Annotated in this window: 13 protein-coding genes; 9 read left to right on the forward strand and 4 right to left on the reverse strand. The window is 69.4% G+C overall.

Going from position 1 to position 15719, the window contains the following annotated elements; genetic code table 11:
* The first annotated feature begins 8 nt into the window (after positions 1-8).
* Positions 9-854, forward strand: a complete 846-nt coding sequence (locus E0H45_RS37635; protein ID WP_131346723.1) for an acyltransferase — start codon at positions 9-11, stop codon at positions 852-854.
* Between the two features lie 21 nt (positions 855-875).
* Positions 876-1964, forward strand: coding sequence for a hypothetical protein (locus tag E0H45_RS37640; protein ID WP_131346725.1), 1089 nt, complete (start codon positions 876-878; stop codon positions 1962-1964).
* Here E0H45_RS37640 and E0H45_RS37645 read toward each other — a convergent pair.
* Positions 1951-2676: a class I SAM-dependent methyltransferase gene (locus tag E0H45_RS37645; protein WP_131346727.1), complete on the reverse strand. Its 726-nt coding sequence runs from the start codon at positions 2674-2676 to the stop codon at positions 1951-1953. The genes E0H45_RS37640 and E0H45_RS37645 overlap by 14 nt on opposite strands.
* Before the next feature lie 119 nt (positions 2677-2795).
* Here E0H45_RS37645 and E0H45_RS37650 point away from each other — a divergent pair, with 119 nt between their 5' ends.
* Positions 2796-3578, forward strand: a complete 783-nt coding sequence (locus E0H45_RS37650; protein ID WP_131346729.1) for an electron transfer flavoprotein subunit beta/FixA family protein — start codon at positions 2796-2798, stop codon at positions 3576-3578.
* 17 nt (positions 3579-3595) lie between these two features.
* Positions 3596-4552, forward strand: coding sequence for an electron transfer flavoprotein subunit alpha/FixB family protein (locus E0H45_RS37655; RefSeq protein ID WP_131346731.1), 957 nt, complete (start codon positions 3596-3598; stop codon positions 4550-4552).
* 181 nt (positions 4553-4733) lie between these two features.
* Here E0H45_RS37655 and E0H45_RS37660 read toward each other — a convergent pair whose 3' ends face one another.
* Genes E0H45_RS37660 through E0H45_RS37670 form a run of 3 tightly spaced genes read right to left on the reverse strand, consistent with a single transcriptional unit; the run spans position 4734 to position 7458 of the window.
* A complete protein-coding gene (locus tag E0H45_RS37660; protein WP_131346733.1) occupies positions 4734-6335 on the reverse strand; it encodes a hypothetical protein in 1602 nt (533 codons plus the stop codon).
* A 59-nt stretch (positions 6336-6394) separates the two neighbouring features.
* On the reverse strand, positions 6395-6865 hold the full coding sequence (locus tag E0H45_RS37665; protein ID WP_131346735.1) for a pyridoxamine 5'-phosphate oxidase family protein: 471 nt from the start codon (positions 6863-6865) through the stop codon (positions 6395-6397).
* Positions 6862-7458 (reverse strand): dihydrofolate reductase family protein, encoded by a 597-nt coding sequence (locus E0H45_RS37670; RefSeq protein WP_131346737.1) that lies wholly within the window; start codon positions 7456-7458, stop codon positions 6862-6864. Before E0H45_RS37670 ends, E0H45_RS37665 begins: the two co-directional genes overlap by 4 nt.
* 105 nt (positions 7459-7563) lie before the next feature.
* On the opposite strand from E0H45_RS37670, the gene E0H45_RS43025 reads away from it, so the two are divergent.
* The 5 genes from E0H45_RS43025 to ligA are packed head-to-tail and all read left to right on the forward strand — an operon-like array spanning position 7564 to position 15627.
* Entirely contained in the window at positions 7564-10170 is a 2607-nt protein-coding gene (locus E0H45_RS43025) for an ATP-binding protein (protein ID WP_131346739.1), read from the forward strand.
* A gap of 48 nt (positions 10171-10218) precedes the next feature.
* Positions 10219-11421, forward strand: coding sequence for a cysteine desulfurase family protein (locus tag E0H45_RS37680; protein ID WP_131346741.1), 1203 nt, complete (start codon positions 10219-10221; stop codon positions 11419-11421).
* On the forward strand, positions 11421-12509 hold the full coding sequence (mnmA, locus tag E0H45_RS37685) for a tRNA 2-thiouridine(34) synthase MnmA (protein ID WP_131346743.1): 1089 nt from the start codon (positions 11421-11423) through the stop codon (positions 12507-12509). Before E0H45_RS37680 ends, mnmA begins: the two co-directional genes overlap by 1 nt.
* A complete protein-coding gene (locus tag E0H45_RS37690) occupies positions 12506-13483 on the forward strand; it encodes a uroporphyrinogen decarboxylase/cobalamine-independent methonine synthase family protein (protein WP_131346745.1) in 978 nt (325 codons plus the stop codon). Before mnmA ends, E0H45_RS37690 begins: the two co-directional genes overlap by 4 nt.
* A 35-nt stretch (positions 13484-13518) precedes the next feature.
* The gene (gene ligA / locus E0H45_RS37695; RefSeq protein WP_131346746.1) at positions 13519-15627 is read left to right on the forward strand and encodes an NAD-dependent DNA ligase LigA; all 2109 of its coding nucleotides are present in this window, start codon (positions 13519-13521) and stop codon (positions 15625-15627) included.
* Positions 15628-15719 lie beyond the last annotated feature (92 nt).

Consider the following 15719-nt stretch of genomic DNA (forward strand, 5'->3'; position numbering starts at 1 on the left):
GTGTGTTGATGCGGTTGCTGTCCGTGGCGAATCTGCGCTGGGTGGTGCGCCATCGGGCGTGGACGCCGTACTACCTGAAGCGCTACTGGCGGTTCGCCTGGTTCCGGCTGCGCCATCCGCACGTGATCACCGAGGGTTTCGTGTTCCTCGGCAAGCACCTGGAGATCGTGGCGCGGCCCGGTCACGGGCGGATCGTGCTCGGCAAGTGGGTGCATCTCGGTGACGAGACCCGGCTGCGCGCGCACGAGGGGACGCTGCGGATCGGCGACAAGGTGGTGTTCGCCCGCGACGTCACGGTGAACTGCTACCTGGACATCGAGATCGGCGCGTCGACGCTGATCGCGGACTGGACCTACATCTGCGACTTCGACCACAAGACCGAGGACCTCGACCTGCCGATCAAGGACCAGGGCCTGGTGAAGTCGCCGGTCCGGATCGGCCCGGACTGCTGGCTGGCCACGAAGGTCACGGTCACCCGAGGCGCCGATATCGGCCGTGGTGCGGTGATCGGCGCCAATAGCGTTGCCCGCGGCAACATCCCGGCGTACGCGATCGCCGGCGGCGTTCCGGCCAAGATCCTCGGTGACCGCACTACCCGGTACGCCGCCAACGCCGAGCGCCGCAAGTACCTGGCCGGCCTGGCCGCGGCGAACACCCGGACCGCCGGCCTGCTGCGCTCCGGTGAAACCCCGACTGTGCCTTCCGAGGGGCCGTCCCAGAGCGTGGCGCCGGGGGATGCGGGTGGTGACGGTGTAGAAGCAGATGGTGAAAAAGAGAGCGTGAGGGGTTCTCAAGTTACTCACCAGTCGGGCACTATGGCCCCCACATCCGGTCGGACGCCCACGACCGGATGAGCATCGGAGAGGAGAAGTAGCGTGGCTGACCAGGCTGCGATCGAGCCGGCCGACCAGGCTGCCCGATCGCTGCTCGACCAGGCCGCGGCCGACAACTCGATCACGCAGGCGAGGACCCGCGCGGTCGACCCGGTGCCGATCGTGGCCGAGCCAGTGGTCGCCGGCAGCGCTACGTTGGAACCAGTGCTTGAAACGAACGAGTCAGACATGGGCGTGAACAACAGCGTGAACCCGGAAGCACAGGCAGTGGACGGCAGTACGGCAGCGGCACCGGTTGCGGGCGCGCGCCGCAGGTTGTCGCCACGCCCGGTCCCGGTCAGCCGGCGGAGGAGACCGCCGGCCGCCGCAGTGGCCACGGACGAGGAACGGACCCCGGCTGAGGAGATGGACGACGTGGGTACGCAGGACGAAAAAGGGACGGCCGACAAGGCCGGCACGACGCCGGACACCGCTACTGGCACCGAGACCGGTACAGGCGCGAGCGGTTCGGGTACGGCGACCGCGACGAAGACTGCCCGGCCGAAGACGGCGGCGGAGATCGTGGCGGAGCAGCGGGCCCGGGAGAAGGCGGCGGCAGAGGCCCCGGCCACGGACGCGGCCGCCTCGGAGGATGCCGCGTCCGGTCGGCCGGATGCCACGGCCAAGGACGCCTCGAAGGATGCTGCTGCTGACAAGGCGCCGGCTGCGGCGGCCACTGGTACGGGTGCTGCGGCGGGCAAGCCGGCCGCGAAGCCGACAGGTGCCTCAGGCAACAAACCGGCGGCCGCGAAGGGCGGCTCGTCGGGATCCGGCATGGGCAAGCAGGCGCTGACCTCGGTCGGTTCCGGTGTCCGGAAGCTGCGCAATCTGATCGCGTCGCTGATCTGGCTCGCTGCGGTTCTCGCGGCTGCGGTCCTCGCGCTCGGTGCGCTGTTCACCGCGCTCGACCAGACCAACCAGAGCAACGAGATCGTGCGCTGGATCCTGGAGCGCGGTCACGACCTGGTCGGCCCGTTCAAGGACCTGTTCCGGCTCGAGACCGCGAAGAACACCCTGCTGGTGAACTGGGGTATCGCGGCGCTCGTCTACCTGATCGCCGGCAAGATCGTCGAACGCATCATCCGGCCGTAGCGATCAGAACCAGATCGAGAGATTCGTCCAGGTTTCCTGGGCGGATCTCGAAGTCGGCGTACGTCGTACTGCGCACGAGCGCGGCCAGGTTGTCGTCCCACTGGTCGTGCTCGGCGGCGAGCTGCGCGTCGACACAGGATCCGTACTGCGTCTCCCAGGACGTCAGCCGGTCGCCGTGGTGGAGTCCGAGCGCCTGCGTGATGGCGAAGTGCGGCTCGAGCAGTTCGATGAACTCGGCGGCGGTCAGTTCGCGCGTGTGGTACCAGTTCCCGCTCGGGAAGGTCAGGCGGTTCGGCGTACTCAGCACCAAGGTCCCGCCGGGCGCGAGAACGCGCGCGCACTCGGCGACGAACCGCGGCTGCTCCCACAGGTGCTCGATCGTCTGCAGTGAGGTCACGGCCTCGAACGCGTTGTCCGCAAAGGGTGTCTGCACGAGATTGCCGCGCGCCACCTTGACCTGTGGATAAACGCGGCGGACGTGCCGCAACGTCGTATCTTCATAGTCGAGACCGGTCACCTGGCTCGCCCCGGCGAGCCGGAGCAGTTCCGCGCCGTAGCCCTCGCCGCAGCCGGCGTCGAGGACCCGGCCGGTCCCGATCGGCAGTTGGGTCGTGATCCAGCGATAGGCGGCGTCGTGGCGCGCGAACCAATAGTTCTCGTGCCAGATCCCGGGCGCGGTCCTCTCGCCCGTGAGCGGTAACGTCTCGGTCACTGACTCAGACTAGTCGTCCACGAGACTGTGATGGGACTCGCACCGCCGTTATGTTTCTCGCGAGTAACATCCGTGGCAGGCTTGGCAGAGACCGTTAACCAGAAGGGGTCCCACACGCTATGAAGATCGTCGTCTGCGCGAAGTTCGTGCCGGATGCCACCGCGGACCGCCGCTTCCGCTCGGAGGACAACACGGTGGACCGTGCGGGTGTCGACGGGCTGCTGTCCGAGCTGGACGAGTATGCCGTCGAGACCGCCCTCACCGTCAAGGAGGCCGGGGACGCCGAGGTGACCGTTCTCACGGTCGGCCCGGAGCAGGCCGCGGACGCGGTGAAGAAGAGTCTGCAGATGGGCGCCGACGCCGGTGTCCACGTTCTCGACGACGCGATCCACGGTTCGGACGCGGTCGCCACGTCGCTGATCCTGTCCAAGGCGCTGGCCAAGCTGGAAGCGGACCTGGTCGTGTTCGGCATGGGTTCGACCGACGGCGGCATGGGCGTCGTTCCGGCGATGGTGTCGGAGCGGCTCGGACTGCCGGCCGTGACGCTGGGCTCGGAGGTGACCGTCGACGGGCAGACCGTGCGGATCCGTCGTGACGGTGACACCGCGAGCGAGACCATCGAGGGCACGCTGCCGTTGGTGCTGTCGGTGTCGGACCAGGCGAACGAGCCGCGGTACCCGTCGTTCAAGGGGATCATGGCGGCGAAGAAGAAGCCGGTCGAGACCTGGTCGCTGGCCGACCTCGAGCTGACCCCGGAGCAGGTGGGCGGCTCGTCGGCGTGGACCGAGGTGGTCGAGGTGACCGCCCGTCCGGCGCGGACCGCCGGCACGATCGTCACCGACGAGGACGGTAGCGGTGCTGCCGGGCTGGTCGAGTTCCTGTCCACGAACAAGTTCCTCTGAGGGGTGCGGGTCTAGTTATGTCGAACGTTCTGGTTCTCGTTGACCACACCGCGGGCACGGTCCGCAAGACGACCGCCGAGCTCCTCACGATCGCCCGCCGGCTCGGCGAGCCGGTCGCAGTGTTCGTCGGTGAGGGTGTCGCGGATGCCCTGCCGGCTCTCGGGCAGTACGGCGCGACGAAGGTGATCGCGTTGTCGAACCCGGAGCTCACGCAGTTCCTGGTCGCTCCCAAGGCCGAGGCGCTGGCGCAGGTCGCGGCGAAGATCGAGCCGTCGGCGATCCTGATCTCGTCGAACGCCGAGGGCAAGGAGATCGCGGCCCGGCTCGCGGTCAAGCTGGACTCGGGCCTGATCACCGACGCCGTCGACGTCGTCGCGGCCGATGGTGGCGCGGTCACGACGCAGTCGGTGTTCGCGGGCAACTTCACCGTGCAGGCGAAGGTCACGCACGGCACGCCGATCATCACGGTCAAGCCGAACGCCGCCACCCCCGAGGCCGCTGAGACCTCGCCGGAGGTGGAGGAGTTCGACGTCACGATCTCCGACGCCGCGAAGACGGCACGGATCGTGGAGTCGAAGCCGCGGGAGGCCACGGGTCGTCCGGAGCTGACCGAGGCCGCGATCATCGTGTCCGGTGGCCGCGGTACGGGCGGTGACTTCGGCCCGATCGAGGCGTTCGCCGACTCGCTCGGTGCCGCTGTCGGTGCGTCACGCGCGGCGGTGGACTCGGGCTGGTACCCGCACGCCTACCAGGTCGGCCAGACCGGCAAGACGGTGTCGCCGCAGCTGTACGTCGCGGCCGGTATCTCCGGCGCGATCCAGCACCGCGCCGGCATGCAGACCTCGAAGACGATCGTCGCGGTCAACAAGGACCCCGAGGCCCCGATCTTCGAACTGGTCGACTTCGGCGTCGTCGGCGACCTCCACAAGGTCCTCCCCACCGCCACCGAAGAAGTCACCAAGCGCAAGTCCTGACCCACGGCTCCACCCTGCACCAACAGCCCGGCTCGGCACTCCCGAGCCGGGCTGTCGCATCCCTGGAGGGGATATCCCCTCGGGTTGTGGGTTCTCTGTTGGTATTCGAGGGGAGAAGCCAACAGAGCAAGGGATATCCCCTCCCGTTGTCGACCGGGGGTGTGTGACCGGATCCGTTGAGTCAGGTGGTCAGTTGCTGGCGGATGGTGGCGAGGTCGTCGGTGATGGTGGCTTTTCGGGTGTCAGCGTTGTTGAGGTAGTTCGCGAGTGCGGTCGCGGCCGTCGCGCAGCGTTCGTTGAGGTTGGCGACCTCCCCGGCGGCTCTAGTTTTGTCGTCGTTGATGGCGTGCCGCAGCTTCACGTAGCTGTTGAGGCCGAAGGCCATCACGACGAGGCCGACCACGATCCAGAACCAGTGCAGGAGCAATCCGAGACCGATCGCCACAACCGCGCCACCGACCAGCAGCCCGATCGGAGTGGCGCGCTGTCCAGCGGTCATGACGCCGGCGGAGGCGGTGAGCGCCGACGTCGCCTTGCCCAGTTCGAGCTGGTCCGGTCCATCGGCGCGGATCGTGATCGTGTGTGCGCCGCTCTCGATGGAGACCTCCGACGGGCCCGGGAGCTCGGCGGTCTGCGCCACCGTCTCGACCGCGGGCAGCACCAACGGACCGACGACGCGCAGGGCGGCGGTCGACAGGTGCGGGTCGGCGGACAGGCCGAGGTCCTCGGTGAGCAGCGCGTCGACGGTGCCGGCCGGATCGTCGAGCGTCTGGGCGGCCGCCTCGGCGGCCCCGGTCACCCGTGCACGCAGTACGGCGATGCGGGCCAGCGTCTCGCGCTCGGGCTCGCTGCCTTCGGAGATCAGCAGCCGCAGCATGGCCGCGGCACTGTCCGCGGGCGGCTCGTCGTCGGCATCGCGCCCGGACGACTTGGCGCCGCGACGGGACGACTTGGCGTCGTCCGGGGTGCTGTCGGTCTTGCGGGTCTCCGGGTAGTTCAGGTCGGGGTCGGGTTCGCGGGCCTCGGTGTTGCCGAGGATCGTCTCGACGGCGTCGCGGACCCGGCTCAAGCGGTTCGCGGCTTCGTCCTGCTGCTCGGTCGCCTTGAGCCGCGGCCCGTTCGAGCGGCTCGAGCTGCCGCGATTCTCGAGTCGCGACAGCCACCCGCCGTCGGGAGACGCGGCCGACTGCAGCCGCTTCACCACGAGCTCCAGACCGTCCGCCCCGAAGCCACCACGTGCGGCTGTCGTCCACAGCACCCGCTGCACCCGGGTCAGCGTTCCGTCCGCGGCCGGTACGCCGAACGCGACGTCCAGCCACTCGTTCTGCACCTGGTGCCGCTGCCCGAGCACCGCCAACGCCAGCGACAGGTAGATCGACGTACGGCGCTGGTCGAGTTCCATCGCCGTACTGATCGCCTGCTCGTCCGGTGTGGACGCGTGCAGGGAGATCAGTGCCTGGGTGGCGGGACTCAACCAGTATCGAGCGACGGGGGCGCCCGCTTCCGGGATCTCGGCGCTGGAGGCCATCGCGGAGAGGACCCGGGTGGCGTAGCGGCGGAGTTCGGCGGCGTCGACGAAACCGGCCGTCTCGTGGCGGAGATCGGACAGCTCGACGAACGCGTCGAACGCACGGGACATGCTGTCCACGCGGCTCTGCAGGCTGCCCTGGACCCGGGACAACTGGGACCGGAGACTGGAGGCCTCCTGGCGCGCATACGACATCTCGCTCTCCAGGTTGGAGAGCTGCTGGTTCTGCTTGCGATCGGTCCACCAGTCGTTCATGTCCTGCCTTCCGCTCCACCAGACATTGCTCTCCGGAAGGATTGCGTGTCAGCGGGTCATCAGGCCCACACGGGTCGCCGCGAGTCGCGCCCGGTGCCGTACTCCGGGTCGCCGCCCGTGACCAGCACCCAATGCTCGGTGGCGCGGGCACAGTACAGCCGGAGTTCGTCGCGCAGTTGGTCGGCGGTGTACGCGCGCAACTCTGCGTACCGCGACGAGAACAGCGTCGCGCAGGCTTCCAGTTCGTCGTCCGGGACGAGAGCGGCCTGCGCGCGGAAGTACACCGCCGATGCTTCACCGATCGGCACGGTCGAGTCGAAGATCGCGATGCTCACGTCCGGCCGCTCGGCCACGTTGCGCGAGTGCAGCGAGTTCGGTGACGACGCCCAGTAGAACCTGTCGTGCCCGTCCGGCGTGAAGTAGACCGGCGTCACCCAGGGCAGTCCGTCGTCGCCGACCGTCCCGAGCGCCATGTACTTGTTGGCTTCGATGACCGCCGCCGCGCGCCGGTCGAGGATCTCCTGGATCATCCCTGCTCCTGATGAGGTACGTCGTACGTCAGGTGGGTCGCGTTCGGTGTGCTCGTAGTGTCTCGTGGCACCAGCCGGATCGGTGTCAGCGTGGTCCGCTCGAACAGCGGGGTGCCGTCACCGAGCACGATCGGCGCGACGTGGACCCGCAGTTCGTCCACCAACCCGGCGTACAGGTACTGCCGGCAGAGGTGACCGCCGCCCATGATCATCACGTCCCGCTGACCCGCGGCGGTCCGGGCGAGCTTGAGCGCGGCCTCGATCCCGTCCGGCACGAACTCGAACCAGCCGTCCAGCCGGACCCGGCTCGGCGGATTCGACGTCACCACGTAGATCGCCGGCCGCTCGCCGCTGAACCCGTCGGCGCTCCATCCCTGCGGCCCGTCGATGAGGTCGAACGTCCGCCGTCCCATCAGTACGGCGCCGATGTTCGCGCTGGTGCGCTCGAACGCCTCGCGGTCGGCTGCCTGCTCGCCGGCGATCCAGTCGTGCAGGGGATCGCCGCCGATCCCGAGGCCGTGCGTGAGGTCCGCACCCGGCCCGGTGACGAATCCGTCGAGCGACATCGTGATGTCCAGCAGTACGCGTCCCATGATCTTCTCCTGGTTCCGAGGTTGTGCCTCCACAGTCGGTGCAGGCGCCACGGAAAGTCCTCCGTGCCGGCCACGGAAGGACCACGGATCCCGCATGATGGGCCAATGGCTGGTCCGAAGGACGTGTCGGCGCGGGAGGCAGAGGTACTCGCGGCGCTCGCGGGCGACCGCTCGAACGCCCAGATCGCCCGGCGGCTGCACATCAGCATCCGGACCGTCGAGAGCCACATCTCCTCGCTGCTGCGCAAGTACGGCGTCGCGGACCGGCATGAGCTCGCCGCACTCGCGGACGTAGCCGAGTCCCAACCGCCGGGCTTCAGCACACCGGCCGGACCAGGTACGACGTTCGTCGGCCGCGAGCAGGACCGCGCAGAGCTGACCAGAGCACTCGGCAGCAACCGCCTCGTCAGCCTGCTGGGCCCTGGTGGCGTAGGCAAGACCCGTCTGGCGCTGCGCGTCGCAGCGGACGTCGCCGACAACTACCCGTACGGCGGTGCAGTGGTCGATCTCGTCCCGGTACGTCCTGGCTTTGTGGTCGCTGCGGTCGCTGAAGCACTCCAGGCCACCGAGCAACCACCCCACAGCCTTGCGGACGCCGTACTCGAACGACTCAAGCGCGGTCGCACACTGCTCGTTCTGGACAACTGCGAGCACCTGCTGGACGACGTGGCCGGTCTGGTCGCCCGCATCCTCACCGAGGCGACGGAAACGGCAGTAGTGGTCACCAGTCGCGAACGTCTCGGCGTAGCGGGGGAGCGGCCAGTGCAACTCGGTCCGCTGACGCTAGGAACCGAGGCAGAACAGCTGTTCCGCGACAGGGCTGCTCTGGTCGCGCCTGAGTTGGCGGATGACAGTGAGCTTGCGCAGAAGGTGTGTGCAGAGTTGGACGGCGTACCGCTGGCTATCGAGCTGGCTGCGGCTCGTGCTGGGTCGCTGGGGCCGGACGGCCTGTTGGCGGCGCTGGACGACCGGCTGCGGCTCCTGTCCGGAGGACGTGGTCCGAACGAGCGGCACAACTCATTGGCCCAGGTGATCGGCTGGAGCTACGACCTGCTTGGTGACGACGAGCGCAGGTTGTTCCGGCGGCTGGGTGTCTTCGTTGGTGGGTTCGACCTCGCTGCGGTCGCTGGTGTGACGCCGGGCAGTACCAGGAGCGAGCTGAGCGACCTCCTCGGTCGGCTGACCGACAAGAGCCTCCTGCACCGTAGTCAGCACGCGGGGATCAGCCGCTGGCGGATGCTGGAGACAGTGCGGGTCTTCGCGCTCGAAGAGCTCAAGGACGAGTACGACGAGGTTGCTGCGCTGCATGTGGCGTGGGCCGACCAGTTGGCCACCAAGCTGGAACAGCAACTGGAGGCAGGGGAGGACTGGCAGCAGGAGTTCGACCTGCTGGCTCCGGACCTGCGCGTGGCGAGCGGCGCCGTACGGCCGCTTGCGCGCAAGCTCGCCCATCTGACTTTTGCCCGGAGGCGCTTCCTGGAGGCGCGTGAGCACTACCTGGTTGCTGCCGCGCATGCTGCGGACGCCGCCGAGCGGTACGACGATCTGCGGGATGCTGCCGATGCCGCGATGGTCGTCGCGGACGGCGGACATGCCTACCAGTTGATGATGCGATCGGCCGCGGACGGGACTCCGGACGCTGCGGGGTACGCGGTCACCATCCTGAACCGCTACGAGATGACCCGCCCGGCCGAGCTGCCCGACGACCGGGGAGCGAGCCTGCTCCCGGGTGAATCGGGTGGATCGGGCGACAGTGTGCTGGTTCGGGTGGCGCGGGCTTGGGTGGATCGGTTCGGCGTCGCGTCGGCGGAGGCCGCGGTCGCCGCCGCTCGGCGGGCGAACCAGCCATTGGACCTGATGAGCGCCCTCGACGCGTACGGCACCGCGGTCGCCGCGGCCGGGCGGCTGCGCGACGCAGATGCGTCGGCGAAGGAGCGGCTGAAGCTGGCCGCGGACCTCCCCGCGCACGACCCGCGTGCGGCAGCCGAGATCGTTGACGCCTTCCACGTCGCCTCGACCACGGCGATCGCGGTCGGCGACATCGTCGAGGCCCTCCGGCTGGCGCAGTTGATCAGTGACCCGGTGCACGGTCATCCGTACATCACCGCCCCGCGCAAGGTCCGTGCCTATGCGCTTGCCGGGCGGTTCGAGGACGCCGTACAGGCGGCAGACGTGATGTGGAGCGGCTGGCGTGCCGCTGGATGTCCGCCGCGGGTCTGGATGGCCTCGGCTGCGGCGGCGGCCGCGCTCGCCCACGGACTGCTCGGCAGCGGCCAGGAGGGGGTCTGGCAGGCCCGCGCCCTGGAGATCGCCCGCGTGACCGACGCAACCGACGACGGGGGCCTCGCGGCCCCCGCCGCGTTCGTAGAAGCTCGCCTCGCCGTCCACCGCCACGACACCAACCCGACTGCGCTGAGCGAGCTGAGTGACGTGGCGGGTGTGGTTGAGCGGGCGTGTGCAGCGTTTCCTGAGCCGTGGTGGATTCCGTACGCCCACGCCGCCGGTGCGGAGCTCGCCGTGGTGTCCGAGTACCCCGACGCGGCGCAGTACCTGGAGCGGGCGGTGAGCGAGAACGCCTGGGCGGAGGCGGTCCTGCGAAGGGCTCAGGGTCGTCTGACGGGGGACCGGGACACGCTCCTGGAGGCGGCCGGGAAGTTCCACCAGATCGGGGCCCGGTTCGAGGAGCGGTGCACGCTCAGTCTCGCGCGCTGACTCCCGAGGAGCGGGAACATCCGTGCCGGACATACCCTTGAAACCGATATGACTGCTTCCGACCGTCGCACGGTGTACCTGGACCACGCGGCGACGACCCCGATGCTCCCGGCCGCGATCGAGGCGATGACCTATCACCTCGCCCGGACCGGTAACGCGTCGTCACTGCACGGCTCCGGCCGGTGTGCGCGGCGGACGGTCGAAGAAGCCCGCGAATCGATCGCCGCGGCGCTCGGGGCGCAGCCGAGCGAGATCGTGTTCACCTCCGGCGGCACCGAGGCGGACAATCTCGCGCTGAAGGGCCTGTGGTGGTCCCGGCTTGCCGCCGATCCGCGCCGGCGCCGGATCCTGCTGAGCGGCATCGAGCACCACGCGGTGCTCGACCCGGCGATCTGGCTCGGTCAGCACGAGCACGCCGAGATCGAGTGGCTCCCCGTCGACGAGCTGGGTCGCGTGCAGCCGGACGACGTACGGCGGGCCGTCGAGCGCGACCCGGAGTCCGTGTCGTTCATCACGCTGATGATGGCGAACAACGAGGTCGGCACGCTGCAGCCGGTCGCCGATGTCGCGGCGATCGCGCAGGAGTACGGCGTACCCGTGCACACCGATGCCGTGCAGGCGATCGGGCAGGTGCCGGTGGACTTCGCTGAGCTGGGCGTGGACGCGATGACGGTGTCCGCACACAAGCTCGGTGGTCCGTACGGGATCGGGGCGCTCGTCGTCCACAAGGAGACGCAGCTGACGCCGATCCTGCACGGCGGGGGACAGGAGCGCGACGTACGGTCCGGCACCCTCGACGCTCCCGCGACCGCCGGGTTCGCGGTGGCGGCCGAGCACGCCGTGAAGCACCAGGCGGAGGAGGCCGGCCGGCTGACCGAGCTGCGGGACACCCTGATCAGCGGCATCACCGGCACCGTCGAGGGAGCCCTGCTGTCGGGGGACCCGACGGACCGCTTGCCCGGTAACGCACACTTGTCCTTCAGCGACTGCGAGGGTGACTCGCTGTTGCTGCTGCTCGACGCCCGCGGGATCGAGGTCTCGACCGGATCCGCGTGCAACGCCGGGGTCGCCGAGCCGAGCCACGTACTGCTGGCGATGGGGTACGACGACCAGCGGGCCCGCGGCTCGCTCCGGTTCACCCTCGGGCACACGAGTACGCGCGCCGACATCGACGCCGTACTGGAGAACATCGGGCCGGTCGTGGAGCGGGCGAAGTCCGCCGGCCTGCAGAACGTGGGAAGGAACACCTGATGCGGGTACTCGCAGCCATGTCCGGCGGAGTGGACTCCGCCGTCGCGGCCGCGCGGATGGCCGAGGCCGGGCACGACGTGACCGGCGTGCACCTGGCGCTGAGCCGCAACCCGCAGTCGTACCGCAGCGGCGCGCGCGGCTGCTGCACGATCGAGGACTCCCGTGACGCCCGCCGGGCCGCGGACGTGATCGGCATCCCGTTCTACGTCTGGGACCTGGCCGAGCGGTTCCACGCCGATGTGGTCGAGGACTTCGTCAGCGAGTACGCCGCCGGCCGGACGCCGAACCCGTGCCTGCGCTGCAACGAGAAGGTCAAGTTCAGCGCCGTACTGGAGCGGGCTCTCGCGCTCGGCTTCGACGCGGTCGCGACCGGGCACTACGCGCGGATCGTGGACACGCCTGAAGGTCGTGAGCTGCACCGGGCGGTGGATCCGGCCAAGGACCAGTCGTACGTGCTCGGCGTGCTGACGCAGCAGCAGCTCGCGCACGCGTTCTTCCCGCTCGGCGACACGGTCAAGACCGAGGTACGCGAGGAGGCTCAGCGCCGCGGGCTGTCGGTCGCGGCCAAGCCGGACAGCCACGACATCTGCTTCATCGCCGACGGCAACACCCCGGGCTTCCTCAGCGCGCAGCTGGGCGAGGCGCCCGGCGACATCATCGATGCGCAGGGCAACAAGCTCGGCGAGCACCAGGGCACGCACGGCTTCACCATCGGCCAGCGCAAGGGCCTGCGGATCGGTACGCCGGCCGCGGACGGCAAGCCGCGCTTCGTCCTCGACATCAGCCCGGTCGACCGCACCGTGACCGTCGGATCCCGCGCGGAGCTGGCCGTCTCGCAGCTCACCGCGTCGAAGCCCCGCTGGTGCGGCCCGGCTCCCACCGAGGAGCTGCAGGTGAAGGCACAGCTGCGTGCGCACGGTGAAGAGGTCGCCGTGACCGCACAGGTCGACGGCGACGAGGTCCAGGTGAGCTTCACCGAGCCGACCTCGGCGGTCGCCCCCGGGCAGGCGGTCGTCCTGTACGACGGCACGCGCGTGATCGGCTCCGCGACCATCGACACGGTCGAGCGAGTCACTGCTGCCGTATGACAACCACCGGCCTGGGCTCGCTCCCCGGCGATGACATCCGCGAGTGGATGCGCGCCGTACTCGAGCTGGTCGACCTCCCGTTCCTGCCCGAGCTACCGGCACGTCCGTACGGCGACATGATCAGCCGGACTGTCGCCGTACTGACGGAGTTGGGCGCGGACCTGCAGCCGGTCGGGTGGCGGGTGACCGGTGGTGGGGACGCGCGGGCGAGTCTGGACCAGCGGCGGGCGCGGGCGCGGCTGCACGAAGACCTGGACGTGCTGGAGGAGTACGCCGACGGGTACCAGGGGCGGCTGAAGGTACAGGTCACCGGGCCGTGGACGCTGGCTGCAGCGGTCGAGCGGCCGCGCGGGGACAAGATGCTGGCGGACCACGGTGCGCGGCGGGACCTGGCGCAGGCTCTGGCGGATGGTGTGCAGCAGCACGTGGCCGACGTACGGAAGCGGGTTCCGGGAGCCGAGGTCGTGCTGCAGGTGGATGAGCCCGGGCTGCCCGCCGTACTCGCGGGAGCTGTGCCGACGGCCTCTGGCTGGAGCAAGCACCGGTCTGTCGACGGGCCCGGTGCTGTCGAGCTCCTGAGCCTGTTCACCACGGGTGTACCGACCGTCGTCCACTGCTGCGCCGCCCGCCCTCCGATCGAGGTCTTCACCAAGTCGGGCGCCACCGGGGTCGCCGTCGACACGGCCCTGCTGAACACGGCGGCCTGGGACCAGATCGCAATCGCCGCCGAGGCGGGCACCACCATCTACGCGGGCGTCGTACCCACCACCGGCGCGCTGCCGACCGCGCACAAGGCGGCAGACCTGCTCGTACGCCGCTGGCGCGAACTCGGCCTCGACCCGGAACTGCTGAAGAAGGTCGTCATCACGCCCGCCTGCGGGCTTGCGGCCGCTCCGTCACCGGCCGATGCCAGAGCGCGGTTGAAGCTCCTCCGCGACATCGTCGACGTCGTCGGCGAAGCTGCTGACGCTTGACCAAAATTGTCGGTGAACCCCTGTAAATTCACCTCATGAGCACGGAGGAGAACGGGGCTGCGCCCGCCGAGGTCCGGACACGGCACGCGGAGCTGAGCCAGGAGATCGAGGATCACCGGGCGCGGTACTACCTGGCCAGCCCGATCATCTCGGACGCGGACTTCGACGTGCTGATGCACGAGCTGCAGGGCCTCGAGGAGCAGTACCCCGAGCTCCGGACACCGGACTCGCCCACCCAGAAGGTCGGCGCGCCGATCTCCACGCTGTTCACGCCGGTCGACCACCCGATGCGGATGGAGAGCCTCGGCAACGCGTTCTCCGCCGAGCAGATGGAGGCCTGGGCCAAGCGGCTCGAGCGCGAGGTCACGGTCAAGCAGATCCACGACAGCGGCTTCCTCTGCGAGCTCAAGGTGGACGGCCTCGCCCTCGACCTGGTGTACGAGAACGGCAAGCTGGTCACCGGCGCCACCCGCGGCGACGGCCGCACCGGTGAGGACGTCACGCCGAACGTCCGGACGATCAAGAGCATCCCGGAGCAGCTGCGCGGCGACGACCTCCCGACGTTCCTGGAGGTCCGCGGTGAGGTCTACTTCCGGGTCGAGGACTTCGAGGAGCTCAACGCCCAGCTCGTCGAGGCCGGCAAGGACGTGTTCTCCAACCCGCGGAACAGTGCGGCCGGATCACTGCGTCAGAAGGACCCGCGGGTCTCGGCCGGCCGGCCGCTGCGGTTCGTCGTGCACGGCCTCGGCAAGGTCGAGGGCCACCACTTCGGGCGGCTCTCGGAGGCGTACGACCAGCTGAAGGCCTGGGGTCTGCCGGTCAGCGACCGCGCCCGCCGGGTCGGCACACTCGACGAGGTCAACGAGTTCATCGCGTACTACGGCGAGAACCGGCACTCGGTGGACCACGAGATCGACGGCGTAGTCGTGAAGGTCGACGAGGTCGATCTGCAGCGCGCCCTCGGATCGACCTCGAGCGCCCCGCGCTGGGCGATCGCGTACAAGTACCCGCCGGAAGAGGTCAACACCAAGCTGATCGAGATCGAGGTGAACGTCGGCCGGACCGGCCGGGTCACCCCGTTCGCGCACATGGAGCCGGTCCGCGTGGCCGGTTCCACGGTCGAGTACGCGACCCTCCACAACGCCAAGGAGGTCGCCCGCAAGGACGTCCGCCCGGGCGACACCGTCGTACTGCGGAAGGCGGGTGACGTGATCCCCGAGGTCCTCGGACCGGTGGTGGACCTGCGTCCGAAGGGCCTGCCGGCGTGGGAGATGCCGACCAGGTGCCCGTGGTGCGACACGGTGCTGGCGCCGGCGAAGGAATCCGATGTCGACATCCGCTGCCCGAACTCGCAGTACTGCCAGGGCCAGTTGCGGGAGCGGCTGTTCTACCTGGCCGGGCGGTCCGCGTTCGACATCGAGGGGCTCGGGTTCAAGGCGGCCGACGCGCTCATCCGCGGCGGGCTGATCGCCGACGAGGGCGACCTGTTCGCGCTCACCGAGGAGAAACTGGCCGAGAGCGAGTTCTTCACCACGAAGGCCGGCGCGCTGTCGGCGAACGCCCGCAAGCTGCTGGCGAACCTCGAGGAGGCGAAGACCAAGCCGCTGTCCCGGGTGCTGGTCGGGTTGTCGATCCGGCACGTCGGGCCGACCGCGGCGGTGGCGCTGACCGAGGTGTTCCGGACCATCGACGACGTCCGGGCGGCCACCGAGGAACAGTTGGCCGAGACCGAGGGCGTCGGGCCGACCATCGCGCAGGCGATGATCGAGTGGTTCCAGGTGCCGTGGCACCAGGCGATCGTGGACAAGTGGCTGGCGTCCGGCCTGGTCATGCGCGAGGAGCGCACCGGCCCGACGCTGCCGCAGACGCTGACCGGGCTGTCGGTCGTGGTGACCGGGACCGTCGAGGGGTTCAGCCGGGACGAGGCGACCGAGGCGATCGTCGGCCGCGGTGGCAAGGTCGCGAGCTCGGTGTCGAAGAAGACGTCGTTCGTGGTCGTCGGCGATTCGCCGGGATCGAAGTACGACAAAGCGGTGCAACTCGGCGTACGGATTCTGGACGCCGCCGGGTTCCAGGTGCTCCTGGACGACGGTGCCGAGGCGGCCGACGCGGTGGCGACAACACCGACAGCCGAGGAATCGTAACGATTTCGGCAGTCCGCGAACCGGATGGATCCGTCGGGAGACCTGAGCCGTCCGACTGTTAACTTTGCACGTCGACACCTGGGTCAGAAGGA

Origin of the sequence: Kribbella soli (genome assembly GCF_004331345.1) — a bacterium.
Taxonomy (GTDB): Bacteria; Actinomycetota; Actinomycetes; order Propionibacteriales; family Kribbellaceae; genus Kribbella; species Kribbella soli.